The 25,553-nt window shown below is 61.5% G+C and carries 24 protein-coding genes; 16 read left to right on the top strand and 8 right to left on the bottom strand.

Going from position 1 to position 25,553, the window contains the following annotated elements; translation table 11 throughout:
• Nucleotide 1 precedes the first annotated feature (1 nt).
• The 5 genes from BUA38_RS02585 to BUA38_RS02570 all read left to right on the top strand — a co-directional run bounded on the left by BUA38_RS02585 (nt 2) and on the right by BUA38_RS02570 (nt 3,508).
• Nucleotides 2-400 (top strand): DoxX family protein, encoded by a 399-nt coding sequence (locus BUA38_RS02585; protein WP_072816574.1) that lies wholly within the window; start codon nt 2-4, stop codon nt 398-400.
• A 39-nt stretch (nt 401-439) separates the two neighbouring features.
• Entirely contained in the window at nt 440-1,309 is an 870-nt protein-coding gene (locus tag BUA38_RS02580) for a pirin family protein (protein ID WP_072816573.1), read from the top strand.
• 33 nt (nt 1,310-1,342) lie between these two features.
• Nucleotides 1,343-1,597 (top strand): hypothetical protein, encoded by a 255-nt coding sequence (locus tag BUA38_RS37445; protein WP_172805965.1) that lies wholly within the window; start codon nt 1,343-1,345, stop codon nt 1,595-1,597.
• A gap of 78 nt (nt 1,598-1,675) precedes the next feature.
• Nucleotides 1,676-2,629 carry a LysR family transcriptional regulator gene (locus tag BUA38_RS02575; protein WP_072816572.1) on the top strand — a complete coding sequence of 318 codons (954 nt, stop codon included), beginning with the start codon at nt 1,676-1,678 and terminating at the stop codon, nt 2,627-2,629.
• Between the two features lie 54 nt (nt 2,630-2,683).
• Nucleotides 2,684-3,508 carry an aldo/keto reductase gene (locus tag BUA38_RS02570; RefSeq protein WP_072816571.1) on the top strand — a complete coding sequence of 275 codons (825 nt, stop codon included), beginning with the start codon at nt 2,684-2,686 and terminating at the stop codon, nt 3,506-3,508.
• 181 nt (nt 3,509-3,689) lie between these two features.
• Here the strand turns inward: BUA38_RS02570 and BUA38_RS02565 are convergent, their stop codons facing one another.
• Genes BUA38_RS02565 through BUA38_RS02545 form a run of 5 tightly spaced genes read right to left on the bottom strand, consistent with a single transcriptional unit; the run spans nt 3,690 to nt 8,257 of the window.
• Nucleotides 3,690-4,394: an ABC transporter ATP-binding protein gene (locus tag BUA38_RS02565; protein WP_072816570.1), complete on the bottom strand. Its 705-nt coding sequence runs from the start codon at nt 4,392-4,394 to the stop codon at nt 3,690-3,692.
• On the bottom strand, nt 4,387-5,133 hold the full coding sequence (locus tag BUA38_RS02560) for an ABC transporter ATP-binding protein (RefSeq protein WP_072816569.1): 747 nt from the start codon (nt 5,131-5,133) through the stop codon (nt 4,387-4,389). The genes BUA38_RS02565 and BUA38_RS02560 overlap by 8 nt, the downstream gene beginning before the upstream one ends.
• Before the next feature lie 11 nt (nt 5,134-5,144).
• On the bottom strand, nt 5,145-6,134 hold the full coding sequence (locus tag BUA38_RS02555; RefSeq protein ID WP_072816568.1) for a branched-chain amino acid ABC transporter permease: 990 nt from the start codon (nt 6,132-6,134) through the stop codon (nt 5,145-5,147).
• The gene (locus BUA38_RS02550; protein ID WP_072816567.1) at nt 6,131-7,000 is read right to left on the bottom strand and encodes a branched-chain amino acid ABC transporter permease; all 870 of its coding nucleotides are present in this window, start codon (nt 6,998-7,000) and stop codon (nt 6,131-6,133) included. The genes BUA38_RS02555 and BUA38_RS02550 overlap by 4 nt, the downstream gene beginning before the upstream one ends.
• A 15-nt stretch (nt 7,001-7,015) precedes the next feature.
• Nucleotides 7,016-8,257, bottom strand: coding sequence for an ABC transporter substrate-binding protein (locus tag BUA38_RS02545; RefSeq protein ID WP_072816566.1), 1,242 nt, complete (start codon nt 8,255-8,257; stop codon nt 7,016-7,018).
• Nucleotides 8,258-8,433: 176 nt separating this feature from the next.
• Here BUA38_RS02545 and BUA38_RS02540 point away from each other — a divergent pair, with 176 nt between their 5' ends.
• On the top strand, nt 8,434-9,174 hold the full coding sequence (locus BUA38_RS02540; protein WP_083587917.1) for a GntR family transcriptional regulator: 741 nt from the start codon (nt 8,434-8,436) through the stop codon (nt 9,172-9,174).
• A 3-nt stretch (nt 9,175-9,177) separates the two neighbouring features.
• On the opposite strand, the gene BUA38_RS02535 is transcribed toward BUA38_RS02540, so the two are convergent.
• A complete protein-coding gene (locus BUA38_RS02535; RefSeq protein ID WP_072816565.1) occupies nt 9,178-10,245 on the bottom strand; it encodes a glycosyltransferase family 4 protein in 1,068 nt (355 codons plus the stop codon).
• Nucleotides 10,246-10,521: 276 nt separating this feature from the next.
• On the opposite strand from BUA38_RS02535, the gene BUA38_RS02530 reads away from it, so the two are divergent.
• Genes BUA38_RS02530 through BUA38_RS02515 form a run of 4 tightly spaced genes read left to right on the top strand, consistent with a single transcriptional unit; the run spans nt 10,522 to nt 16,452 of the window.
• Nucleotides 10,522-12,285, top strand: a complete 1,764-nt coding sequence (locus BUA38_RS02530; protein WP_072816564.1) for an ABC transporter ATP-binding protein — start codon at nt 10,522-10,524, stop codon at nt 12,283-12,285.
• Between the two features lie 51 nt (nt 12,286-12,336).
• Nucleotides 12,337-14,538 carry an amylo-alpha-1,6-glucosidase gene (locus BUA38_RS02525; RefSeq protein WP_072816563.1) on the top strand — a complete coding sequence of 734 codons (2,202 nt, stop codon included), beginning with the start codon at nt 12,337-12,339 and terminating at the stop codon, nt 14,536-14,538.
• Nucleotides 14,539-14,586: 48 nt separating this feature from the next.
• Nucleotides 14,587-15,093 carry a PRC-barrel domain-containing protein gene (locus BUA38_RS02520; RefSeq protein WP_083587404.1) on the top strand — a complete coding sequence of 169 codons (507 nt, stop codon included), beginning with the start codon at nt 14,587-14,589 and terminating at the stop codon, nt 15,091-15,093.
• Between the two features lie 15 nt (nt 15,094-15,108).
• A complete protein-coding gene (locus tag BUA38_RS02515; protein ID WP_072816562.1) occupies nt 15,109-16,452 on the top strand; it encodes an MFS transporter in 1,344 nt (447 codons plus the stop codon).
• A gap of 10 nt (nt 16,453-16,462) precedes the next feature.
• Here BUA38_RS02515 and glgA read toward each other — a convergent pair whose 3' ends face one another.
• Nucleotides 16,463-17,878, bottom strand: coding sequence for a glycogen synthase GlgA (gene glgA / locus BUA38_RS02510; protein ID WP_072816561.1), 1,416 nt, complete (start codon nt 17,876-17,878; stop codon nt 16,463-16,465).
• Between the two features lie 207 nt (nt 17,879-18,085).
• Here glgA and BUA38_RS02505 point away from each other — a divergent pair, with 207 nt between their 5' ends.
• From BUA38_RS02505 to BUA38_RS02480, 6 genes are all read left to right on the top strand, one after another.
• The gene (locus BUA38_RS02505; protein WP_072816560.1) at nt 18,086-19,270 is read left to right on the top strand and encodes a CaiB/BaiF CoA transferase family protein; all 1,185 of its coding nucleotides are present in this window, start codon (nt 18,086-18,088) and stop codon (nt 19,268-19,270) included.
• Between the two features lie 69 nt (nt 19,271-19,339).
• The gene (locus BUA38_RS02500) at nt 19,340-20,410 is read left to right on the top strand and encodes an alcohol dehydrogenase (RefSeq protein WP_072816559.1); all 1,071 of its coding nucleotides are present in this window, start codon (nt 19,340-19,342) and stop codon (nt 20,408-20,410) included.
• Nucleotides 20,411-20,563: 153 nt separating this feature from the next.
• Nucleotides 20,564-21,643, top strand: a complete 1,080-nt coding sequence (locus BUA38_RS02495) for an isocitrate/isopropylmalate dehydrogenase family protein (protein WP_072816558.1) — start codon at nt 20,564-20,566, stop codon at nt 21,641-21,643.
• Nucleotides 21,644-22,440: 797 nt separating this feature from the next.
• Nucleotides 22,441-22,893 carry a MarR family winged helix-turn-helix transcriptional regulator gene (locus BUA38_RS02490; RefSeq protein ID WP_072816557.1) on the top strand — a complete coding sequence of 151 codons (453 nt, stop codon included), beginning with the start codon at nt 22,441-22,443 and terminating at the stop codon, nt 22,891-22,893.
• Nucleotides 22,894-22,917: 24 nt separating this feature from the next.
• The gene (locus tag BUA38_RS02485; RefSeq protein WP_072816556.1) at nt 22,918-23,241 is read left to right on the top strand and encodes a hypothetical protein; all 324 of its coding nucleotides are present in this window, start codon (nt 22,918-22,920) and stop codon (nt 23,239-23,241) included.
• A gap of 4 nt (nt 23,242-23,245) precedes the next feature.
• The gene (locus BUA38_RS02480; RefSeq protein ID WP_072816555.1) at nt 23,246-24,649 is read left to right on the top strand and encodes a DHA2 family efflux MFS transporter permease subunit; all 1,404 of its coding nucleotides are present in this window, start codon (nt 23,246-23,248) and stop codon (nt 24,647-24,649) included.
• 23 nt (nt 24,650-24,672) lie between these two features.
• Here the strand turns inward: BUA38_RS02480 and BUA38_RS02475 are convergent, their stop codons facing one another.
• Nucleotides 24,673-25,494, bottom strand: coding sequence for an enoyl-CoA hydratase (locus BUA38_RS02475; protein ID WP_072816554.1), 822 nt, complete (start codon nt 25,492-25,494; stop codon nt 24,673-24,675).
• Nucleotides 25,495-25,553: the final 59 nt, after the last annotated feature.

Raw genomic sequence — 25,553 nt, 5'->3', positions numbered from 1 at the left:
AATGAGCACCGCTTCTATCCAACTAGGTCGTCCCACCCGCCGCATCGGCGCCTGGACGTTGCAGATCATCCTCGCGGCCGCTTTCGCTGCCGCCGGATCCGCCAAGCTGGCGGGCGTTCCATATATGGTCGAGTTGTTCGATCAGATCGGAGTTGGACAATGGTTCCGTCTGGCGACGGGCATCGTGGAAGTGACCGGCGCGATCGTTCTGGTCTTTCCGGGCCTGGCTTCGATCGGTGCGGCCTGGCTCGGCATCACCATGGTCTTTGCCGTCGCAACCCATCTGCTCATCCTGCACACGAGCCCGGTCCCGGCGATCGTCCTGGGATTGCTCAACGCGCTGGTTGTCTACCTTCGGCGCGATGAATTCGCGGCTTTGATCAACCGGATCAGAGGCTGATCTGGCGCCAAGAGCTAATCAACCTTCAGGAGAACGACCATGAAGACCGATGCAGCGTTCACGCGTCAAATACGCGCTCACAAGACTTCCCGGCGGATTGATCTGCGCACGCGTGGACGCTCGCATGGGTCCATTACCCGGCTGGTCAGTCCCGGCGATATTGGTGACCTGATCAAGCCGTTTGTGTTTCTCGACTACTTCGACACCGACCCGGCGACGGCACCAAAATTCGGCTTCCATCCTCATTCAGGAATAGCGACTCTCACGCTCATTCTGTCCGGGCAGGCTTTCTACAAGGAGACCACCGGTCGCGAAGGGGTCATCGATACCGGCGGTGTTGAATGGATGCGCGCCAGTAGCGGCGTCTGGCATACCGGCGGGATGTTCGGCAAGGAGCGGATCAAGGGCTTTCAGCTTTGGGTCGCCATGCCGCCCGAGCTCGAACTGGCCGAACCCCGCAGCCAATACCTTGGCGCTTCCGAATTCCATTTTTCCGGCCCTGCGAGGGTTATCGCTGGCGAATACGGCGGCGTGAAAAGCATTGTTGAATCGCCCCCTGGCGTCACTTACCTCGATGTACGCCTGAAGGCCGGAGAGCGCTGGAGATTCGAACCGCCCAAGGGGCACGACGTCGCCTGGATCGCGTCGCACCAGGGGACTGTAAGAACGGCGGAACAGGTCTCGATGGGCGAAGCTGTGGTGTTCGAGGAGAGCCATCAAGCGATCGAGTTCGAAGCGCTCACTGATGCCGGCTTTATCCTCGGCTCGGCAATCAAGCATCCTTACGACCTGGTGACCGGACATTACTCCGTGCACACCAACGCAGAGTCTCTGCGCATTGGAGAGAAAAATATCGCCGATATTGGCCGCCGGTTGCACAACCAGGGTGTCTTGACCGCAAGAGGCTAGGCCAGGTGGGCTTCGACTAGGTGACAACAAACGATGGAGGAACAAATGCTTGGATCAAACGGAGTTCAGTGTCTTCGACGCGCAGTAAAAGCCCGCTCGCTTGAGCGATCCGGTGAATCGTCGCCGCTTCGATTGGAAGACTTTCCGCTTCAGGCAAGAGGCCGCGATATCGTCACAGAGCAGGGCGTCGTTGTCGCGACGGCAGCCGATCCCCTCATCAGCGAGGAGATCGCCCGGCGGCTAAACAACGGCTATTGGAGCGAACAGGAAGATCAGTGGGCGTTCTGACTGGCGTGCGGCTCGAAGGGTTGAAGTGGTAGCCGGCGCGGCCGTAGCATGTCTTTTTCATCTGTCTAGGAATGCCAAATGCTCGACTCCGTCTCACTCGATCAGCTGCGCACCTTCATTGCTGCCGTCGATGCCGGAAGCTTTTCCGCCGCCTCCCGCAAGTTATTGCGCTCGCAGTCCGTGGTGAGCGAAGCGATCGGCAATCTTGAGGAACAGATTGGCGTGAAGCTGTTCGACCGGTCTGGCCACTATCCCAAACTCACCGCGGCGGGAAGCGTGATCCTGGCCGATGCCCGCAGCATCGTCGCCGGGGTCGACCAGATGAAGGCGCGGGCGAAGGGCATGTCGGCTGGCCTGGAGCCGGAACTGTCCGTCGTGATTGACGTCTTCTATCCGATCGATGCGATTACGCAAATCGCCACGGAGTTTCGGCAGAAATTTCCGGGTGTTGCGCTCCGAATTTACGTCGAGGCGCTCGGAGGGGCCATCAAACCCGTGCTTGACGGCCGCTGCAGCCTCGGCGTCGTCGGGTCGCTCCCGACGATTCCGGATACGCTAACCTATGAGAGGTTGCCCGGTATCGCGTTTCTGATGGTCGCCGCCCGCGATCACGCGCTGGCCTCCTACCGAGGCAAGATTCCCAAAGACGTTCTCGGGAAGCATACGCAGATCGTTCTCACCGACAGATCGGAGTTATCCTCGGGGCGCGAATTCGGTGTCATGTCGTCCGCGACGTGGCGGCTTGCCGACCTCTTCGCCAAACATCATTTTTTGCTCAAAGGTCTGGGTTGGGGCGGAATGCCCCTGCATGCTGTACGAAAAGATCTCGAAGAAGGCCGCCTTTCCGTGCTGCCAATCGAAGACGTACCGCCGGATGGCTTGATCCTGACGATGTCGGCGGTGTGGCAAACCAAATCGCCGCCCGGACCGGCCGGCCGATGGTTTGTCGATCGCCTGAAGCAAATCCCGGTCGAGCCGGGCAAGGTGCCGTCCCTCACTAGAAAGAAAACAAAACGGCCGGCTAAAGCCTAGGTCTCGATGTTGTGTGCCCGCCCACAACTTGAGTTTTTATTATGGAGTGCGCTGATGCACGACGTTCTCGCCAACGGCGCCAGAATTCCCGCCATCGGATTCGGCACATATGGAATGGCGCACGCGGAAATGCTTCGCATGATTCCCGCTGCTTTGAAGGGCGGCTTCCGGCACATCGATACCGCACAGATCTATCGCAACGAGCCCGAGGTCGGCGAATGCACGGTGTCGTCAGGCATCCCGCGCTCTGAGTTATTCATCACCACCAAAGTCTGGGTCGCCAACTATCCGGAGAGCCGGTTCGCCTCATCCGTCGACGAAAGCCTCAAGAAGTTGCGAACCGACTACGTCGATCTGCTGCTGTTGCATTGGCCTCACGATGGCGTTCCGCTCGCCGAGCAGATCGGACTACTCAATGAAGCCGTGAGATCTGGCAAGGCCCGTCATATCGGGGTCAGCAACTTCAACCGGCAGCAGCTTGACCAGGCGCTCAAGCTCTCCGCAGCTCCGCTCGTCACCAATCAATTCGAGTATCATCCCTACCTGAACCAGTCGCTGCTCGTCGAGGCTACGCGCAAGGCGGGACTCACCGTCACGGCATACTGCGCCATGGCGGTCGGTCGCGTGCTTGGCGACCCGACAATAGCGGAGATCGCGGCAAGTCACGGGCGGACGATTCCGCAAGTGGTGCTTCGGTGGCTTCTACAGCAAAGCAACGTCGTCTTGTCGCGAACCACCAATCCCGATCGGATCAGCGAAAACCTCGCCATCTTCGACTTTGAACTGGGCGAGGACGAAATGGCCGCGATGCAGACGCTCGCAAGGCCGAATAGCCGGATCGTCAATCCGCCTGGATTGGCGCCGGTCTGGGACGCTTAGGAGACCATCGCCGATTGCAGGACATCGGAACGTACTGGCGCTTGTGGGAGAGGTCGGAGCGCATCGTTAGATACGATCCGGGTGAGGGGGTAGGCTCTTTCGATAGACCGTAATCCCTCTCCCTAACCCCTCCCACAAGGGGAGAGGGAACTCACCGCCGCTGCGGCGACATCGATGCGCGTTAAATCCCCAGATACGCCGCCTGCACCTGCTTGTTGTTGGCGAGCTCGGTGCTGGTGCCGCTCATGATGACGCGGCCGCTTTCCAGCACATAGGCGCGCTGTACCAGTGACAGCGCGCGGCTGACATTCTGCTCGACCAGCAGGATCGCGGTGCCCATCTTGTGGATCTCGCCGATCTTCTCGAACGTTACATCGGTCATCACCGGCGCAAGGCCGAGCGAGGGTTCGTCCAGCATCAACAGGCGCGGCTTGAGCATCAAGCCGCGGCCGACCGCCAGCATCTGCTGCTCGCCGCCGCTCATGGTGCCCGCGAGCTGTTTTCGCCGTTCGGCCAGCCGCGGAAAGATGCTGTAAACGAGATCGAGCGTCTGCCGGCGATCGGATTTCGCCTTCGGCACATAGGAGCCGATTTCGAGATTTTCGTTCACCGTCATTTCGGGAAAAACCTGGCGGCCTTCCGGCACATGGGCAATGCCCAGTTCCGGAATCCGATACGGCGGATAGGACGCCAGATTGACGCCATCGAGGGTGACCGTGCCGGATGTCAGTTTGACGAGGCCCGAGATGGCGCGGAGCGTCGTGCTCTTGCCCGCGCCGTTCGCGCCCAGCAGGCCAACCGCTTCGCCTTCGCCGATTTCGATCGAGACGTTCGAGATCGCAGGTACCGAGCCATAACTGGCGCTGACATTCTCTAATTTAAGCACCAGCGCCTCCCGCCGGCGGATGCACGTAGGAGCCGAGATAGGCGCGGATCACTTCCGGATTCTCCACGATCTCTTTCGGCGAGCCTTCCGCGATCTTCTGGCCGTGATCGAGCACCACGATGTGCTTCGCGACCGCCATGATCGCGCGCATCACATGCTCGACGATGACGATGGTCAGTCCTCGGCCGGAGAGCTTGCCGACCAGCGCCACCGCCTGATCGATCTCGGCCGGATTGAGCCCGGCCATGACTTCGTCGAGCAGTAGCAGCTTCGGCTCGGTCGCAAGCGCGCGCGCCATTTCAAGCCTTCGCTGATCGATGGTGGTCAAATCCTTGGCGGCGGTCTGTTCCTTGGCCGAAAGGCCGACGAACTCGATCGCCTCACGCGCCTTTTCGCGCGCCACCGCATTATTCTTGCTGCGCAGGAACGCGCCGGTCATGACGTTCGAGAGCACCGTCATGGCGCCGAAGGGCTTTGCGACCTGAAAGGTGCGGGCGAGGCCGAGCGCGCAGATGTCATGCGGCTTCAGACCAACGATTTCGCGGCCAAAGGCCATCACGGAGCCTGTGTCAGGCCGATGAAAGCCGGTGATGAGGTGAAAGCTCGTGGTCTTGCCGGCGCCGTTCGGTCCAATCAGCGCGACGGTTTCGTTTTCCTTCACGGTGAAGCTGACATCCTGAACGGCACGCAAGCCGCCGAAGCGCTTGCTGAGGCCGTTGATCACGAGCGCATCTGCCATGGCCTAGCCTCTCAAGCCTGCGCCGGTTTGCGGGTGGCGAAGCGCTGCCGCACTTCATTGATCATGCCCATCAGTCCGGTCGGACGCCAAAGGATCACGGCCATCAGGATCAGGCTGTAGACGGTCAACTGCACGCCGCCGATCGAGCTGCCGAGCCAGCTCTGCAACAGCGCCGAGGTCGTTTCCAGCAATACGGTGCCAATCAGCGGTCCCCACAGCGTGCCGATGCCCCCGACGATCGAGACCAGCGCGGCCTCAATCGAGATGCTGAAGGAGAACGCCGTCGCGGGATCGATGAAGTAGATGTACTGGGTGTAGAACGTGCCGGCGAGCGCGGTGAGGAACGCGCTGATCATGTAGATGTCGCGCTTCATCTTCGGCGCGTTGACGCCAATCGCTTCGGCGGCATCCTCGTCTTCGCCGATCGCCACCAGATAGTTTCCAATCCAGGAGCGTTCGATCAGCCAGGTGACGAGGAGGCTCAGCAACAACAGGCCCAGAACGACATAATAATAGGAGCTCTTGTTCTCGAACTGCATCATCAGCGGTGCGGTCCCGAGGTTGGGGATGGTGGTGCCCTCGGCGCCCCAGGCGAAATCGCGGAATTTCAGGAAGATCAGCATCAAGGCTTGCGCCGTCGCAATCGTGGCGATGGTGAAGTAGGGACCGCGCAGGCGGAAGCAGAGCCAGCCGATCGGCAGGCTGGCGATCGCCGCTACGACTCCGCCGACGACCATGCCGATCCACGGCGAGATGTCGTAGTTGATCTGAAGAATCGTCGAGGTGTAGGCGCCGAGGCCGAAATAGGCGGCATGTCCGAGCGACAACTGCTTGGCGTAGCCCCCCATCAGATTCCAGGCGGTGCCGATAAAGGCGAACAGCAGGATTCGCACGAAGATGTCGACCGCGAACGAGCTCTTCACCACCATCGGCAGCGCGATGAGGATCGCGATTCCGATCGCAATAAGAATGGCGTCGCGCGGATTGATATCTCGTATCATCGTGCGCTGCCTCCACCAAGCCCGGTCGGTTTAAAGGCGAGCGTCAGCAGCAGCATCGCGAACACGACGATCAATCCGGAATCTGCGCCGACATATTGGACGCCGAGCGATTCGGCGATGCCCATCATCAGGCTCGCAATCAGGGCGCCCATGACGTTGCCGAGCGTACCCAGGACGACGGCGACAAAGGCCATCAATACGAACACCTGTCCCACGAACGGGTAGGCGGAATAAAACGGCATCAACAATGATCCGGCCGCGCCCGCGAGCGCCAATGCGATGCCGAGCGCAACGCAGAACACCCGGTTGGGATTGATGCCCATCAGCATGGCCACGTCGCGGTTCTGGGAGGCGGCGCGCATCGCCTTGCCGAGGTCGGTGGTGTGCAGAAACAGCCAGAGTACGCCGCTCAGCGCCATGGCGACGACGAAAGCGATGAGCTTGGCGACGGGGATATAGAGCCCGGCGACATGGAAAGCTTCGTCGGAGTAGGAGGTGTGCACCGTGCGATAATTCGCGGTGAACAGCATCAGCGACAGATTCAGGAGTAACAGCGACAGCGCGAAGGTGAGGAAGATTTGCGGCATGTCGTTCGGCCCCAGCACCCTGCGGATCAGGAAATGCTGGATCAGCACGCCGATGACGAACAGCACCGGCATCGAAACGAACAGCGAGAGCAGGGGATCGATGCCGAACTGGTTGGCGAGAAAGAAGGTGATGTACATGCCGATCATCACGAATTCGCCCTGGGCGAAGTTGACGATCTTGACCACGCCGAAGATCAGCGTGACGCCAATACTGACGAGCGCGTAAATCCCGCCGATGAGCAGGCCGTTGATCACGGCCTGAGCCACTGTCTCCCACATCTGATTTCGTGGCCTTCAGGTTTTCAGGAGCGGCGCGCGAGCGTCTTCCTTCGGGAAGACGCTGGCGAGATCGCCGTTCTGCCACTGCACGCCGACGGGATGGCCGTAGATGTTCTTGCCGTCGGGGCCGAACTTGACCTTTCCGCCGGGCGCCATCGCAGCGTAGCCGGACGACACATCGAGCGTCGACAGCGCCTCGCGCACCTTTTGCGGATCGGCGGAGCCGGCGCGTTCCAGCGCATCCGCCAGCATGAAGGTCTGCGCGACCAGCCCGCCCGCATATTCGAACGCGAAATCGCCGGTGCGCTTCTTGAACTCGGCATTCACTTTCTGGGCGTCGTCGCTGACGTCGTGGTTCCAGTGCGCCACGCCCATCAGGCCTTCGGCGAGCTTGCCGACGTTCTTGTAGAAGTCCGGAATGACGAATCCGCCGGAGCCGCCGTTGATCGGCATGTTGAGGCCGAACTGCTTGACGGTCCGCACGATCAGAATGAGATCGTTGAGGTAGGAGACCGAGAACAGCATGTTGGCGCCGGAGGACTTCACCTTGTTGATCAGCGGGCTCGCATCGGTGAAACCGGCCGAGTAGGGCTCGAACATCACGATCTCGACGCCTTCCGCCGGCGCAAGCTCCTTCAATCCGTTCGACGTTGAGGTGCCGAAGGCGGTGTTTTCGAAGATCACGGCGACCTTCGGTGCGTCGCCGACGAGTTTCGACATCTGAAGTTGGGCGCGTGCGAATTGCGACGCCCGCGCAAACGGGGTGAAAGTGTAGGTACGGCCCTTGTTGAGCTGGTCCGAGCTTGACCCCGTGATCATCGGCACCTTGGCGCGCTCGGCGACTTCGCTCGCGATCAGGGTCAGGGCGCTGGCGTAGCAGCCGTGGATCGCCGACAGCTTGTTGCCGGTGATGAGACGATCGGTTTCCGTGCGGGTGACCGTGGTGTCGCTCTGCACGTCGGAAATGATCAGGTTGAGCTTGGCGCCGCCGAGCGACTTGATGCCGCCGCCGTCATTGACCATGTCGACCGCGAGCTTGGCGGCAGCGACGCAGCCAACGCCGATCTGAGCCATGCTGCCGGTGGTCGGGTAAAGCGCGCCGATATTGATGGGGTCCGCGGCCCAGCCGCGCGGCGGCACCGCGCCGAATGCGCCAGCCGCCAACGCCGTCTTGATCATGAATTCGCGGCGACTGTGTCGCTTCGACAGAGCCCCGTTGACGGTTTTGCCGGCGGAATCCTTGCGCGCTTTCGTCATGCCGTTCCTCCCCATTGCTGCCGCGGTATCCGCAGGCTGTCTGTGTCGGGCCCGGTTTGGCGGGCCGCGTTTTTTTGGATGGTAACCGTATTCAATATTGTTTACAATACTGAACACAATTTTACCGTTGGCGTCTGCGGGCCGCAGCCGACGGCTCAGGCCCAATCGGGGACATGATGGCCGGAAAATCTACGAAACGCGCAACCGTCCGGGCGCCGAAATCCCGAGAGCTGCCAGTCGCGCGCCCACGCGAGCCGGCGGCGGCGCTTATCGCCAAGCGCATCGAGGAGGACATAGTCCTCGGACGGCGTCAACCGCGGGAGCGGCTGATCGAGCAGGACCTCTGCGAACTGTTCCAGACCCATCGCGGGGATGTGCGGCTGGCGCTTTTCGAACTCGAAAAGAAAGGCCTGGTTGGGCGGATTCCCAATCGCGGTGCACTCGTGCGCGGCCTGACGCCGAGGGAAGTGCGCGAAATCTACGCAGTACGGGAAGAGCTTGAAGTCATGGCAATCAGCATCATTCCCTTGCCCGTGGCGGCCGCCGACATCAAGCGGCTGGAAGAATTGCAGCGCAGACACTCGGCCGCGATAGCGGCTGGCGACTTGCTGACCGCCTTTTACAGCAATCTCAGTTTTCACCAGGTGATGTTCGGGCTGTGCGGCAATTCCTGCCTGATCGAGACCATCGATCTCCTGGCGCAGAAAGTTTATGGCATTCGTTCCTATGCGAACGCGGTCTCCGGCGTGCTCGACCGCGCCCGCCAGGACCATCTTGATATGATCCAGGCGCTGCGGAATTCGCAGCGCAAGGAACTCGTAGCGCTGGCGCGCCGTCATTTGCTGCCGGCGCCGGAAGCCTACATCAAGGATTACGAGCGCCGTTTCGGCAAGGCCGATCTCGAAACGGCGTCATAGCCCTTACTCGGCACTGCTTACCAGCTTGATCCGCGGTGCGCTGGCTTCCATGAGGCTGCGATAGGTAGCCATGTAGTCTAGCGCCATGCGCCTTGCGGTAAACCGCGTCTCGAACTGCTTCCGGACCGTTCCACGGTCGAGGTGGGAAAGGCGGCTCACAGCGGCGGCCGCGCTGATCTCATCTTCGACAATGAAGCCGGTCAGATTTTCCTCGACGATTTCCGGGACCGAGCCGCGGTTGTAGGCGATCACAGGCGTGCCGCAGGCCATCGCTTCGATCATGACAAGACCGAACGGCTCCGGCCAATCGATCGGAACGAGCAATCCGAGCGCGCCGGAGAGGAAATCCGATTTTTCATGGTCGCCGATTTCGCCGATATATTCGACGAGCGGGTGGTCCATCAGCGGCTTGATGATTTCGTCGTAGTACTCTTGGTCGGCGCGATCGACCTTTGCCGCGATCTTCAGCGGAATGCCGCATCTGATGGCAATTCTGATGGCGCGATCGACGCCTTTTTCGGGAGCAATTCGGCCGAGGACAGCAAGATAAGACGGCCTCGTCGGCCGCGGCGTCAGCAGGTTTTCGGGCAGGCCGTGATGGATGGTGCGGGTCCAGTTCGCCTGCGGCACGGGACGACGCTGCGCGTTCGAGATCGAAATCACCGGAACGGATGAAAAGGTCGTGAAGACGGGTTGATGCTCCGGCAAGTCAAGCCTGCCATGCAGCGTTGTCACGAACGGCGTCGGCTGCCGAAAAAACAACGAGAATGGATAGTAGTCGAGATGAAAATGGAGAAAGTCGAACTCCTCGTCGTCACATTTCCGTCGAACCTGCTCCAACATCACCATGTGAAGTGCGTTGGGATCGCGTACCGATCCATCGAGACGCAGCGCGCGTGGCCATGTGGCGTGGAGTTTGGCGGATGTTCGGGAGTCGCCGCTGGCGAATAGCGTTACATCGTTTCCGAGTGCGACAAGTTCCTCCGTCAGCCAATGTACCACCCGCTCGGTTCCACCATAAAGTTTGGGTGGAACAGCCTCCGTCAGCGGAGCTACTTGCGCGATGCGCATCTACCTCTCCTTGTTCTCGATGTCATGGTGAACAGCCCCACAAAGCCCGACGCATCAGCGCCGAGAGGGGAACGTTTTCGCATCTGCGAGGTTCCATTAGCGTGCGCAACTTCTTTCATCGGGAACATTGCGGCTCTTGTCGCGATGGACTGGAGTTGTGCGCGCGGAGACAGCGGGGCGGGAACCGCGAGCGATGTGCGGCATTCGATCAGCTGAGACAAATAGGTCTGGAAAACCAGGCCTTACAAAAAGGTTCGCAAAAAGGTCTTGCAGCACATGGACAACCTCTCAGGCTACGCTAACCGCCCTTTTGCTTTCGTCTTGCGCTATCTCCGTGAGAGGCCCGCGTCACATATTTGTATTTTGTCGGCCGTCATTGCGGCAGTTGCCTGCTCTGTAGGCACGCAATATGGCGTCAAATTCCTCGTCGACGGTCTTTCAGGCGGCCCCGATAACGGTAGCAATGTGTGGCTGGCTTTCGCGTTGTTGGTGTCGTTGATCGCGGCCGACAACTTGTTGTGGCGAATTGCCGGCTGGATTGCGAGCTTTACCTTCGTCGGCGTCACCGGTGATCTCAGGCGCGATATGTTTCGTCACCTCACGGGACATGCGCCCAGCTACTTCTCGGATCGCTTGCCGGGAATGCTCACCAGCCGCATCACGGCGACATCGAACGCGGTCTTCTCCGTCGAAAACATGTTCATCTGGAATGTGCTGCCGCCCTGTATCGCGACGGTCGCGGCCATTTCCTTGATCGGGACCGTGAGTTTGCAGATGTCTGCGGTCCTGATCGTGATCGCGGGTGGCATGGTGGTAACCATGTTTCGGCTCGCGGCGGCCGGCAAGCCGCTGCATGATGATTTCGCCGACAAAGCTGCCGCCGTCGACGGCGAGATGGTCGATGTCATCAACAACATGCCGTTGGTGCGGGCGTTTTGCGGATTGAGCTTCGAGCACGAGCGCTTTGATGCGACGGTAAAGCGCGAGTTGACGGCGCGCCGGCGCAGCCTTTGGTATCTCGAAAAGCTCCGGCTCACGCATGCCGCCGTCACCGTGGCGCTGACGGTCGCGATCCTGGCCTGGGCGATTACGCTTTGGCAGAGTCGAAGCGCCACGACCGGCGACGTCGTTCTGGTCTGCACGCTCGGTATTTCGATCCTCAGCGCGACGCGGGATCTCGCGGTTGCCCTGGTTGACGTCACCCAGCATGTTGCGCGGCTGACCGAAGCACTCGCGACCGTGTTGCTGCCGCACGAGCTGTGCGACCATCCGGAAGCGGAGCCGCTGATCAAAAGTGGGGCCGCCATCACCTTCAACAATATTTCGTTTAACTATCCGGGCGCGGGAACGGTCTTCGACAAATTCAATCTTCGCATCCACCCAGGACAACGCGTGGGACTGGTCGGCCAGTCCGGCGGCGGCAAGTCCACGCTGTTCGTCCTGTTGCAGCGATTTTACGACGTTCAACAGGGAAACATCACGATCGACGGCCAGGACATCTCACGGGTCACGCAACAGAGCCTGCGCGAGGCGATTTCGGTCGTGCCGCAGGATATCTCGCTGTTTCATCGCTCGATCATGGAGAATATCCGCTACGGGCGTCCGAATGCGACGGACGACGAAGTACTGCGCGCGGCGATTGCGGCGCGCTGCGATTTTGTCGAAACGCTTCCGGAAGGATTGGACACCATGGTCGGGGACCGAGGTGTCAAATTGTCCGGCGGTCAGCGGCAACGCATCGCGATTGCGCGCGCCTTCCTGAAAGATGCCCCAATTCTGTTGCTCGATGAGGCAACCGCCTCGCTCGACAGCGAGTCGGAGGAAGCCATTCGTGAAGCGCTGTCCCGGCTGATGCGTGGGCGAACCGTCGTTGCGATTGCACATCGGCTGGCTACATTGCGGCACTTCGATCGCGTCGTCATGCTGAAGGCCGGCAAGATCATCGAGGATGGCTCGCCTGACCGTCTGATGCAGGGGCAGGGGCCTTATCGTGAATTGGTGACTCAGGAAATGAGGCGATTGGCCAAACACGCGGCCTAATATCCGACGAGCGTTGCGCCTGTCTTTCGCTGCGAGTCCAAGCGAGGTCACATGTCCGTCGAAGCTCTAACCCAAATCACGACATTGCGAATTCAGGAAACGGTTGCGGAATCGCCGTTCTACATTCCGATGACCGGACCGGCGTCGCGCCCACGGCGATCGCTCAAGCATGACGACACCTTCATCGTGCTCGACAGCCACGGCGACATCGGCGCCTCGGCGGGCGGGCCGGACGGCTTGTTCAATGCCGATACGCGATATCTCGCGCGGCTCGAACTGGTGTTGGATGAAGTTCAGCCGCTGTTGTTAGGGTCGAATCTTCGCGACGACAATTCGTCGCTCACGGTGGACCTGACCAATCCCGACGTTTACCGCCAGGGACGAAACGTCTTGCCGAAAGACGTGTTGCATATTGTGCGCACGATCTTTCTCTGGCGTGGCACGGCCTATCAGCGGATCGGAGTTCAGAATCACAGCGAGCAGACGGCGAGCTTCGATCTTACGCTTTTGTTCGGCAACGATTTTGCCGATCTGTTCGAGGTGCGTGGCGAACGCCGCCCGCGTCGTGGTGTTGGCGCTGCGAAACTACTTGGCCCTGCCGACGTGCTGTTTGAATATGTCGGCCTGGACGACAACCCTCGCATCACGGCGCTTCAATTCGACCCGCGGCCCACGCGGCTTGCGGTGAATTCGGCGACGTATCATCTCGATTTGGCGCCGAAGCAGACGCATTCGCTGTTCGTTATCGTATCGTGCAACCAGCCGACAGCGTCGAAGCCTGTTCCGTTCTTTCGCGGTTTGCTGGCGCACCGTCGGGAGATGCGTGAGCAGACGAAGGGCGCTGCCAGCATTGAAACCTCGAACAACATTTTCAACGAGGTGCTGTGCCGATCGATGGCCGACCTCAATATTCTAATGACGGACACGCCGGAAGGCCGTTATCCTTACGCTGGCATTCCCTGGTATTCGACGACGTTCGGTCGCGACGGAATCATTACCGCGCTGCAAATGCTGTGGATCGATCCAAGGGTCGCGCGCGGCGTACTACGGCGGCTGGCCCTGCATCAGGCCAAGGAAATAGATCCACTCGCCGACGCAGAGCCCGGAAAAATCCTGCACGAAATGCGCTGCGGTGAAATGGCCGCCCTTCGTGAAGTGCCGTTCGCACATTATTACGGCAGCGTCGATGCGACTCCGCTATTTGTGCTGCTGGCCGGCCTCTATGTCGAGCGCACCGGCGACGACGAGACTCTCGGCGAACTGTGGCCCGCGATCGAAGCCGCGTTGATGTGGATCGATGGGCCCGGCGATCCGGATCGCGACGGTTTTGTCGAATATCGGCGAGCCTCCGAGCAAGGTCTCGCCAATCAAGGCTGGAAAGACTCTTACGATGCGATCTTTCACGCCGACGGGCGGCTAGCGGAAGGTTACATCGCGCTCGCCGAAGTTCAGGGCTATGTCTTCGCTGGAAAGAGACTGGCCGCGCGTTGTGCCAAGCGAATGGGATTGTTCGAAAGGGCGCGACAGCTAGAGACCGAAGCCGATCGGCTCGCGGAACGTTTCGAAGGCGCCTTCTGGTGTGACGACATCGGCACATACGCGCTCGCGCTCGATGGTGCCAAGCAGCCGTGCCGGGTGCGGACATCGAATGCAGGGCAACTGCTTTTTACCGGTATCGTGCGCGAGGACCGCGCCCGGAAGGTCGCGGCAGGATTGATGCAGCCGAGTTTATTCACCGGCTGGGGCATTCGCACCGTCGCGCAAGGAGAGGCGCGCTATAATCCGATGTCCTATCACGATGGATCGATCTGGCCGCACGACAATGCACTGATCGCACTCGGGCTCGCGCGCTACGGGCTCAAGCATTCGGTCGAGCAGTTGTTCAAGGCGTTGTTTGACGCCGCGAGCTACATGGACCTGCGCAGGCTCCCTGAATTGTTCTGCGGTTTCCGGCGCGAGAAGGGGCGCGGTCCCACGCTCTATCCGGTCGCCTGCGCGCCGCAGGCCTGGGCAAGCGCGACGCCGTTCACTTTGCTTGAGGCGGCGCTTGGTCTCGAGTTCGACGCGGACCGGAGCGAAATTCGACTGCACAATCCGCGCCTGCCGGCGTTCCTCAACGAGGTCGTGCTTCGCGATCTGCGACTGGGCGCTTCGAGCGCCGATCTTCGGGTCAGGCGGCACGGCGATGAAGTTTCACTGGAAGTGATGAAGACGCGGGGACAGATCCAGGTCTCCATCGTGCTTTCCCGCTGATCGCGAGAAGGCGCTGCCGGACTATCCGGCTTCAAGCGAGGAAGTAAGATGCGCGCCAGAAGTTTGTTTGCGTTCGCGGCCGCTATCACCGTCAGCCTCTATGGCGCGCATTCATGGGGGGAAGGCGAAGCGAATGCGCCGTCGTCGTCCCAGCAGCAGGAAGGCGTCGGGCCTACGACAGCAAAAGAGGCTCCGCCCGCGCCGCCGCCGTCGGTGACGATCATCGGAGAGACCGAAGCGCGTGGTGTGCTTGGACGCGACGTCCGTGGCGCCGCCAATGAAGACATGGGACGTATTGTCGATGTGATTGTCGATCGCAAGGGCATGGTGCGCGCCGCCGTCATCGACTTCGGCGGTTTTTTGGGCGTGGGCAGCCGGAAGATCGTCGTCGACTGGAACGCGCTGCACTTTGCCCGCGTTGCCGACAAGGGTGAAAGCATCACGCTTGAACTCACCAAGGAACAGGTGATGGCGGCGCCTGAGTATAAAGAGGGCACGCCGATCGTGGTGTTGGGCGCCGCCGGCACCCTTCAGCCATGGCAATACGAAAATTAGCGAGATGGCGGAGTGATGTTTGCCCAACCATCGCCGCCTCAACATCACAGGTCCCACTCTGACGAGCGCGGGCCGTCTGATCGCGATGACTGGGTAGCACGCAAAAAAACCGGAACTGCGGGGGTAACGCCTGTTCCTTCGCGCGGCAGCCTTCGAGGTCTGGACTGGTTCATCTTTTTCCTGGCGGATGTGCAGACCGGATTCGGTCCGTTCGTTGCGGTCTATCTGACGACGCAGAAATGGACGCAGATCGAGATCGGTTCTGTGCTCTCGATCGGCAGCGTCATTGCCCTGCTTGGTCAGATGCCGGGCGGTGCGATCATCGATGCGGCCAAATCCGAGCGGCTGGTCGCGGGTCTTGCGATTGCGACCATCGGATGCGCTGCGCTGGCCTACGCGGCCTTGCCGATCTATCCGGTCGTGGCCACCGCCGCCATGCTGCATGCGGCGGCGAGTTGTGTTCTGGGGCCGGCGATCGCCGCAATCAGTCTTGGCCTGGTCGGACCCACGATGATCGGCGAACGGCTGGGGCGCAATGCGCGTTTTGCTTCGCTTGGAAACGGATTCGCCGCCGCCTTGATGGGAATTTGCGGCTATCTGCTGTCGAGCCGCTCGGTCTTCATCGTCGCTTTCATACTCGCAATTCCCACCTTGCTGGCGCTGATGCGCATCCGCGAACGCGAGGTCGACGCCGCCCGCGCCCATGGCTTCGTGCACGCCAGCGCGCCGGAGGCCAAATCGACCCGTGTCCTGGTCCTGTTGCGTCAGCGTCCGCTTCTGGTCTTTGCCGGTTGCATCCTGCTGCTGCAATTGGCCAACGCGTCGATGTTGCCGTTGATGGCCGGCATCGTCACCACGCGATCGAGCAAGTGGGCGACCGTCCTGATCGCGGCTTGCATCATCGTGCCGCAGGCCATCGTCGCGCTGACATCGCCTTCGGTCGGGCGCAAGGCACAAGCGTGGGGCAGGCGGCCGCTGCTGCTGCTGGGATTCGGCGCGCTGGCGGTACGCGGTGTATTGTTCGCAACCGTCCACGATCCCTATCTGCTGGTAGCGGTCCAGGTACTCGACGGCATTACCGCCGCCGTGTTCAGCGTCATGATCCCGCTGATCGTTGCGGATGTGGCGTTCGGCAGCGGTCATTTCAATCTCGCGCAAGGCGTCGTCGGCACGGCGACCGGGATCGGCGCCTCGCTGAGCACGCTGGTCGCCGGCTATGTCAGCGATGTCTTTGGCAGCAGCGTTGCTTTTTTCGGGCTCGCCTCGGTTGCGGCTTTGGGTCTCGCCGTGATCTGGTTTGCGATGCCGGAAACCCGGCCGGTGCCGCAAAACCTGGTGACAGATCAACCGCGCAAATGAACCATTCTATCTAAGGCGTCAGCGTCTTGCGGTAGAGCGCGCCATACAACGCTGCCGAGATGTCCCAGCTGAAGGAGCGCGCCATGGCATTCCGGCGCATCGAGTCGAGACGGTCTTTGGCCGTGAATGCGGAGAAGGCGCGGCGGATACCGCCGAGGAAAGATTCCGGCGAAGGTTGCGAGAACAGGAAACCGGTTTCGCCATCGGTAATGGTCTCGGCCAGCCCGCCGGTCTGGTGGCCAATCGGAAGCGATCCAAATCGTTGCGCGTACATCTGGCTCAGTCCGCACGGCTCGAAACGCGACGGCATCAACGTGAAGTCGCTGCCGGCGAAAATGCGCCGAGCCTGGGCGTCATTGAAACCGATCACGACACCGATCGCGTCAGGCCTGCGCCGGTGCGCCGCGACCAGCGCCTTCTCGATCTCTTGCTCGCCGCGTCCGGTGACGACGATCTGCCCGCCCGCTTTGATGATCTCGTCCGTCGCCGACAGAACGAGGTCGATGCCCTTCTGATGAACGAGGCGCGCGACCAGGCCAAACAGCGGACCGCGCGACAGCGCAAGCCCGAACTGATTGCGAACATAGTCGGCATTGGCCTGCTTGCCCGCCCAGTCGCCGGGAGCGAACTGCTGAGCCAGACGAGCGTCGACGCGCGGATCCCAGCTCTCGTCGATCCCGTTCAGAATGCCTGTCAGCTGTGCGGCATCGGAGCGACGGCGCAGCAGGCCCTCCAGTCCGCAGCCGAGCTCGGGCGTCGTGATCTCTTTCGCGTAGGTCTCGCTGACGGTGGTGAGGTGGGAGGCGTAAACGAGACCGCCCTTGAGGAAGGATAGCTTGTCGTAGAATTCGAGGCCGTCGATGTGGAAGGAGTCCTCCGGCGCTCCGATCCGCCGCAGCGACTCCTTCGAGAACAGGCCCTGGTAGGCCAGGTTATGAATGGTGAGGATGCTCGGGATCTTGCTGCCGCTCCAGGCAAGGTAGGCCGGCGCCAGCGCCGCCTGCCAATCGTTGGCATGAACGAGGTCGGCTGCCCAATTCTTGTCCAATGTGCCTGCTGCCAGTTCGGCAGCGACAGACGCCAGTCGTCCAAAGCGGATGTCGTTGTCGGGCCAGTCCTGGCCATTTTCGTCGCCGTAAGGATTGCCTGGACGATCGTACAATTCTGGACACAAGACCACGTAGACAGGCAGCCCGTCCTTGGTCGCGCCTAAGCCCAGCGAGCAGGCCGGCATCTCCGCGAGAGCCGCGGAATGGCCGATAATCTCGAGATGGGTGAATTGTTCGACCACGTCACTGTAGCCGGGGAGGATGACCCGAACGTCGCTCCAGCGCCGGAGCGCCCGAGGCAGCGCGGCCGAGACGGCGGCTAGCCCGCCGACCCGAATGAAGTCATCCATCTCCGTGGTAACGAACAGGACTCGCAAATCGCCCTCGCACGCTGCCGTAGCTAAACTTGGTCTATGCAAGATCAGTTCCACTTGCCAGCCGCTGCGTACATAAGCAGCCACCGCATAGCTCGCCATTCTGGCTGGCCGGCATTCCCGGCCATCTCGATGCTTTCCCCCCGGGCCCGCTCCCTCTAATGTTTTCGCCAGGCTCGCGGTCAGACGGGCCACACGGGGAGTTCTTCGATGACCATACCAGAAGTCGATGAGCGGAATGCGACAGGAAGCTTCCACGGCCTGCGCGTGCTCGATTTCTCGACCACCATTGCCGGCCCTCATTGCTCGCGGATGCTGGCCGATACGGGCGCTGAGGTCATCAAGATCGAGGCCGCCGAAGGCGAGACGATGCGGATCCGCCCGCCGGTCCGCAACGGCTGCTCGAGCCTGTTCGGCCAGCTCAACGCCGGCAAGAAAAGCGTCGTCCTCAACCTGAAATCGCCGCAAGCGATCGATGTCGTTCGGCAACTGGTGAAAGACGCCGACGTCCTGGTGGAGAATTTCCGCCCCGGCGTGATGCGGCGGCTGAAGCTCGACTACGCCTCGTTGCAGCCGCTCAATCCGAAGCTCGTCTATTGCTCGATTTCCGGCTACGGCCAGAGCGGGCCGTCGGCGGAATTGCCGGCCTATGCGCCGGTCATTCACGCCGCGTCCGGCCACGACATGGCGCATCTCGCCTACCAGCCCGGGAGAATCCGACCGGACTACTGCGGCATCTATCACGCCGACATCCTGACCGGAGTCTATGCCTTTGGCGCCATTTCGGCGGCGCTCTATCAGCGTCACCTTACCGGCAACGGCCAGCACATCGATGTGTCGATGCTGGAATCGATGCTCACCTTGACGCCGAACGAGGTCCAGAACGCGCAATTCAACGTCCCGCCGCCGAGCCGCCCGATGTTCGGCCCGGTCGAGACCGCGGATGGCTATGTCATGGCGGCGATTGCCAGCGAAAAGACTTTTCAAGGTCTCGTCCGCGCCGCCGGCCGTCCCGAATGGGTCGACGACCCACGCTTCGCCAAATATGCCGACCGTCGTGCGCACTGGACCGAACTGATGGACGGCGTCGAAAGCTGGTCGCGCACGGTGACGACCGAAAAATGCCTCGCCGATTTGAACGCACACGGCGTTCCCTGTTCGGCGTACCGAACGGTGGCCGAGGTCATGCGCGATCCTCAGATCGCCCATCGCGGCGCGCTCTCCGAAGTGGAAGATGGAGGCGGTACGTTCAAGGTTACCAACCAGCCGTTCCGGATGTCGGGCGCACGCGTGGCGGCCGGAAAACGTTCGCCTGCGCTCGGCGAAGATACGCGCGCTTTTCTCGGCGAAAGCGGGTTTTCCGAAGAGCAAATCGCAGCCGTGATGGGCAAGTAGTCCTGAAGCGTCTTGCGGGCGTCGGGGGTTCCGGCCTATCAGGGCGGCTAAATATCCGGGAGTGAAACGATGAAGAGTTTCAGGGTCGCCGAGTTCAATGCCCCATTGAAGGAGATGGAGGAGCCGACGCCGCAACCGGCCGGCACGCGCGTCCTGATCAAGGTGAAGGCGGCCGGCGTCTGCCACAGCGATTTGCACATCTGGGAAGGCGGCTATGATCTTGGTCATGGCCGCAAGCCGCTGTCGTTGAAGGATCGCGGCGTCTCGCTGCCGCTCACCATGGGACATGAAACCGTCGGCGAAATCATAGCCTTCGGCCCTGATGTTAAAGAAAGCGACAAAGGCGGTCTCAAGCTCGGCGACACCGTGCTGGCCTATCCCTGGCTCGGCTGCGGCAAGTGCAAGACCTGCGTCGGCGGCGACGAGAACATGTGCATCGTCAAGCCAAGCGCGCTCGGCGTCTACTGCGACGGCGGTTACGCCGACCACATGACAGTGCCGCATCCGAAATACCTGATCGACCTGAAAGGGCTCGATCCCGTGACCGCCGCGCCTTACGCCTGCTCGGGCGTCACCACCTACAGCGCGTTGAAGAAGGTCGAATCTGTTTTCGATACGCCGATCGTGATTATCGGCGCCGGCGGTCTCGGCCTGATGGCCTTGTCGCTCCTGAAAGCGATGGGCGGCAAGGGCGCCATCGTGGTCGATATCGATGCCGGCAAGCGTGAGGCTGCGGAAAAAGCCGGTGCACTGGCAACCGTCGATGGTGGTGCGGTGGATGCGCTCGAGCAATTAACCAAAAAGGCCGGCGAGCCGATCCTCGCCGTGATCGATCTCGTAGGCAATGCCAAGACCACGCAGCTCGGCTTCGACTGCCTGAGCAAGGGCGGCAAGCTCGTGATCGTTGGCCTGTTCGGCGGCGGCGCGACCTTTGCCTTGCCGCTGATTCCGATCAAGGCGATCACAATTCAGGGCAGCTATGTCGGCAACCTGAGCGAGACGCAGGAGTTGCTCGATCTCGTGCGCGCCAGGAAGATCGCGCCGATCCCGGTAACGCCGATGCCGCTCGCCAGGGCCAACGACGCGCTCTCCAGTTTGAAGGCGGGCCGCCTGGTCGGGCGGGCCATCTTGACGCCGTGAGCAATTCGCCGTCATTGCGAGGAGCCCGCGACAAAATTGCAGAGCAATTTTGCGCTGGAGCGACGAAGCAATCCAGCTCTTTGACAATAGTTCTGGATTGCTTCGCTTCGCTCGCAATGACGATCTAACATCGTTCGAACCAAGGATACCTCTATGTCTGCTAACACTGCGCTCCACATCGCCGTCCTTCCCGGTGACGGTATCGGCCCCGAAGTCATGGAGCCGGCGCTCGAAGTCCTGCGCAAGATCGAGAAAACCACGGACCTGAAGTTCCGCTTCACGGAAGCCGCCGCCGGGGCCAACCACTACCGCGAGACCGGCAAGTCGATGCCAGACTCGACCATCAAGCTGTGCGAGGAGGCGGACGCGATCCTGCTTGGCGCCTGCGGCCTGCCGTCGGTGCGCTATCCCGACAACACCGAAATCATGCCGCAGGTCGAACTGCGCTTTCATTTCGATCTCTATGCCGGCGTGCGCCCGGCGCGTCTCATCCCGGGCGTGCCGAGCCCGATCGTCGGCGCGAACCAGCGCGGTATCGACCTCGTCGTGATCCGCGAGTCGACCGAGGGCCTGTTTGCCTCGATGGGGAAGGGCGTCGTCACCCATGAGGATGCACGCGAAACCCTCGTCATCACCCGCAAGACCTCCGAACGGCTGTTCGAGTTTTCCTTCCGCCTCGCTGAGCGCCGCAAAAAGCGTGGCCGGCCCGGCGCGCTGACCTGCGTGGACAAGGCCAATGTGTTCAAGGCCTTCGCATTCTTTCGTGAGATGTTCGACGAAGCCGCCAAGCGTCATCCCGGCGTGAAGACCGACCGCCTTTATGTCGATGCCTGCTCGGCCATGCTGGTGAAGCGCCCGTGGGACTTCGACGTCATGGTGATGGAGAACATGTTCGGCGATATTCTCTCCGACATGACCGCCGGCCTGATCGGCGGTATGGGCATGGCGCCTTCGGCCGATATCGGCGACAAATACGCTGTGTTCCAGCCCTGTCACGGCACCGCGCCCGACATCATGGGGCAGGGCAAGGCCAATCCGACCGGCATGATCCTGTCGGCGGCGATGATGCTCGACTGGCTCGCCGACAAGCACGGTATTGAGTCCGCGGCCGAGGCCGGCGAACGGATCGAGCAGGCGGTCGACAAGGCGTATGCCCAAGGCATCAAGCCGATGGAGTTCGGCGGCAACAACGGCACCGTCGACGTCGCCAAGGCGGTGCTGGCCGCGTTGTAAGAAAGTCGGAGCGCCGTTGCCGCGCAAGCGCTGCCATCGTTCATTCTTGTCTCAGTATGCCCCCACCCGACCGGCCTTCGGCCGGCCACCCCTCCCCACGCTATCGCGGGGGAGGGATCGGCTTCTCGGGGAGCGCTCTTGTCCCTCCCCCTTGTGGGGAGGGTCGGCGCGTAGCGCCGGGGTGGGGGTATTGCAGACACACTTCATCCTTCCCGCGGCGCGATTTGCGTCCGAGTTGCTGAAAAATAGTGCCCCTCCAATCGAAGAGGGCGCGGGAAATGCCGGGTGCCAGTCGCACCCGCAGCCTCATGTGCAGTGAAAGAAGAGCACATGAGTGTAGTCACTGCGGTCACGCCGGAAGTCCGGCATTCCCCGCGGCTACGGTTTTAACGGCTTATTCCATGCTCTCCCCGGCGATCGGGCGTTTTGTCACCGTCACCCCTGAGAGGCGTTAGCTTCTCAAGAGCTTGACGCCAGCGTCGAGACGTCAGGACCACATGGCTTCGCCGTCCGCCAGCCGCATCACTCGTCGGTTGATGCGGCCCGCGTCCATCGCATCCCGCGCCCACGTTCGTGACGATCGCGAAACGCCCCTCTCGGCGGCGCGAGACGGACGAATCCATAAAAGTGATTTGCCCGTCGCCACAAGCGACGGCGCCTGCGGCGGATTGGCACGACGGGCAAATCAGTTTTGCGTCGCTTCGACAGGTGTCAAGGGCTGTCGTCGTTCCGATACGCAGATTTGATATGAAGATAAACTGTACAGGTAAACTGTATATCTGCTAAGTGCGCGGTCCATGAGCACGGCCTCCCGGAGTTCCGACACGCCACAGCTCGCCGCTCTTGCCGGCGAATTGCGGGTTGCGATTTCCAAACTGGTCCGCCGGGCGCGGGAGCAGGTGCACGCAGGGGATTTCACCAATTCGCAGAAGTCCGTCCTGCTACGGCTGGAGCGCGATGGTCCCGCAACCGTGTCGATGCTGGCGCGTGCCGAAGGCATGCGCCCGCAATCGATGCGGATAACGGTTGCGGCGCTGGAGGCGGCAGGCGCGGTGAGGGGAAAATCCGATCCGCAGGATGGCCGCCAAACCTTCCTGAACCTCACGCCCTCGTTTGTGAAGCTCCTCAAGACCGGCCGCGCGGCGAAGGAAGACTGGTTGATCCGCGCGCTCGAGGCGCAACTCGCGCCCGGCGAGCACGAGCAATTGGCCGCCGCGGTCAAGCTGCTCAGCAAGCTTGCCGACTTCTGACTGAGCCCAAAGGAAAAGCCGATCATGGACTGGCTGTATCTCGTTTCGTATTTTTTCGGCGGCGCGTTTCTTTCCAACGCCATTCCCCACTTCGCCAGCGGGTCGATGGGGCGTCCCTTTCAGAGCCCGTTCGCCACGCCGCGCGGTGAGGGACTTTCCTCTTCAACCGTCAACGTGGCGTGGGGCGTCTTCAATCTCGCCGTCGCTTATGTCCTCATCTGCCGCGTTGGAGATTTCAATCTGCACTCGACCGTCCACGTGGTCACACTGGGGTTGGGCTTTCTCTTGATGGGCCTTTTCGCCGCCCGCCACTTCGGGCGCTTCCACGGCGGCAATTCGCCGGAGTAGGCCAATGACGTCAACCGATGAAGATCAGCGCGAAGCCGCGCCAGCCAGTCCGCACCTGTGGCGAATTTCGTCGGTTGCCATCCTCGGGGCGTTTCTTTCCCAAATGGATGCGACGGTCGTCAACGTCTCGCTTTCAAGCCTGGCGCTTGAACTGGACACAACGCTTTCGGGCATCCAGTGGGTCACGAGCGGCTATCTGCTCGCGCTGGCGCTCACTCTGCCCTTGAGCGGTTGGCTCGTCGACCGCATGGGCGCCAAGGCGCTTTATCTCTGGTGCTTCGCAGCGTTCACGCTCACGTCCGCGCTCTGCGGTCTGGCCTGGTCCGCGAATTCGCTGATCGGCTTTCGCATTCTGCAAGGAATGAGCGGCGGCTTGCTGGCGCCGATGGCGCAACTGATTATGGTGCGCGCCGCGGGCGACAGAATGGCCCGCGTCTTCGGCTTTGCCGCGATGCCGATCCTGCTTGCGCCGCTGCTCGGCCCGGTCATTGCGGGCGAGCTGCTGCACTTTGCATCGTGGCGCTGGCTGTTTCTCGTCAACCTTCCATTCGGCGCACTTGCAATCGTGCTTGCTGCTTTGTTTCTGCCACACGACCGGCACGAGCGGCGGCCACGCAGTCTCGACTTGATCGGCCTCGGTCTGCTGTCTCCTGGCGTCGTGCTGTTTCTTTACGGATCGGAGCGTGCGGCCGACCCGTTCGGCCTTTCTGCCCTGGTGCTCTCTGCGCTGCTGTTTGTCGTCTTCTTCTGGTGGGTGAAAAGAAAAAAGGACGATGCGATCATCGACCTGCGGCTGTTCAAGAACGGGATTTTTTCGGCCGCCGTCGTCACGCAGTTCCTGATGATGGGGATCTCCTACGCAGGCCAGATGCTGGTGCCGGTGTTTCTGGCACGTGTTGGAGGTCTCTCGCCGAGCGAAGTCGGCCTGCTGCTCGCCGCGCAAGGACTTGGAATGATGTGCACCTATCCGTTCGTGGGATCGCTTGTGGAACGGCTGGGCAACCGCAACGTCTCGGCCGGCGGTGCGCTGGCCGCACTCGCGGGTACTGTTCCTTTCATCTTTCTGGTGAATGGTGGCCCTGCCAGCGCCGTCGTCGCTGTCGCCTTGTTCGTTCGTGGCATGGGCCTGAGCTGTATCGGCATTCCGACCATTTCGGCGGCCTATGCGTCGGTCAACCGCGAGGACCTGCCGATGGCGACCACCGCTCTCAACATCGTCATGCGCGTAGGCGGGCCGGCTCTGACGACGCTATGCGCGGCGTTTCTCGGATGGCGGCTTGCCGCGCAGACGGCGACACCGGCTTCCAACGCCTATGGCGCCGCATTCGCGCTGCTATGCGCTTTCCATCTCGTTCTGTGTGCCGCGGCCATGCGCCTTCCGCGCAAGGGTCGCAGACCGGAGGCCTGACCTCCCGGATCGGATGACGGGAATCAGCGTCCCTTGAAATGCGGCTTGCGCTTTTCCATGAAGGCTTGCCGTCCCTCGCGGAAATCTTCCGAGTCCATGCAGGCGGTGCTGATCGCCTTGATCGCACCCATGTCGCGCTCGTCCTTGTCTTTCAGCACCTGCGCGATCGTGATCTTGGCCGCCTTGACGGCCAGCGGCGCGTTGCCGGAGATGGTGCGGGCGATCTCGAGCGTCTCATCCCAGAGCTTGTCGTTCGCCATCACCCGGTCCACGAGGCCAATCCGCAAGGCCTCCGCGGAATCAATCCGCATGCCGGTGTAAAGGATCAGCCGCGCCCACGATGGCCCGACCAGCGAGACGAGGTGGCGCAAGCCCTCGAAACCGTAGGCAATGCCGAGCTTGGCGGCGGGAATGCCGAACTGGCTGTCCGCGGCGGCAAAGCGCATGTCGGTCAGCATCGCGATCTGCATGCCGCCGCCGAGGCAGAAGCCGCGGATGCAGGAGATCGTCGGCTTCGGATATTCCGCGAGCAGCGCGCGCTGCGCGTCGCTCTTGCGGTTATATTCTTCGTTGGCTTTCGCGTCGCGTCGGTTCTTCTCGAACTGGCTGATGTCGGCGCCCGACATGAAGGCCTTGTCGCCGGCGCCGGTCAAAATCACCACGCGCACATTGTCATCTTCCCGCAACTCGATCAGCGCCGCACCCAACCCGTCCCACATCTCGATCGACATGGCGTTGCGCTTTTCGGGATTGTTGAAGGTGATGATGCCGACGCCGTCGGTGATGCTTTTCAGGATTTTGCCGTCGGCAAAGGATTTCTGGCTGGTTGCTGGAACGTCGAGCATGGAGCGCCTTCGGGTTGCAAGGATCGGTTGCGCGGGGCGCAATGAAGCACCGCTTGGCC

The sequence above is a fragment of the Bradyrhizobium erythrophlei genome (assembly GCF_900142985.1).
Classification (GTDB): Bacteria; Pseudomonadota; Alphaproteobacteria; order Rhizobiales; family Xanthobacteraceae; genus Bradyrhizobium; species Bradyrhizobium erythrophlei_B.
The sequence above is the reverse complement of the archived record's forward strand: the minus strand, read 5'-3'. Positions and strand labels throughout refer to the sequence as shown.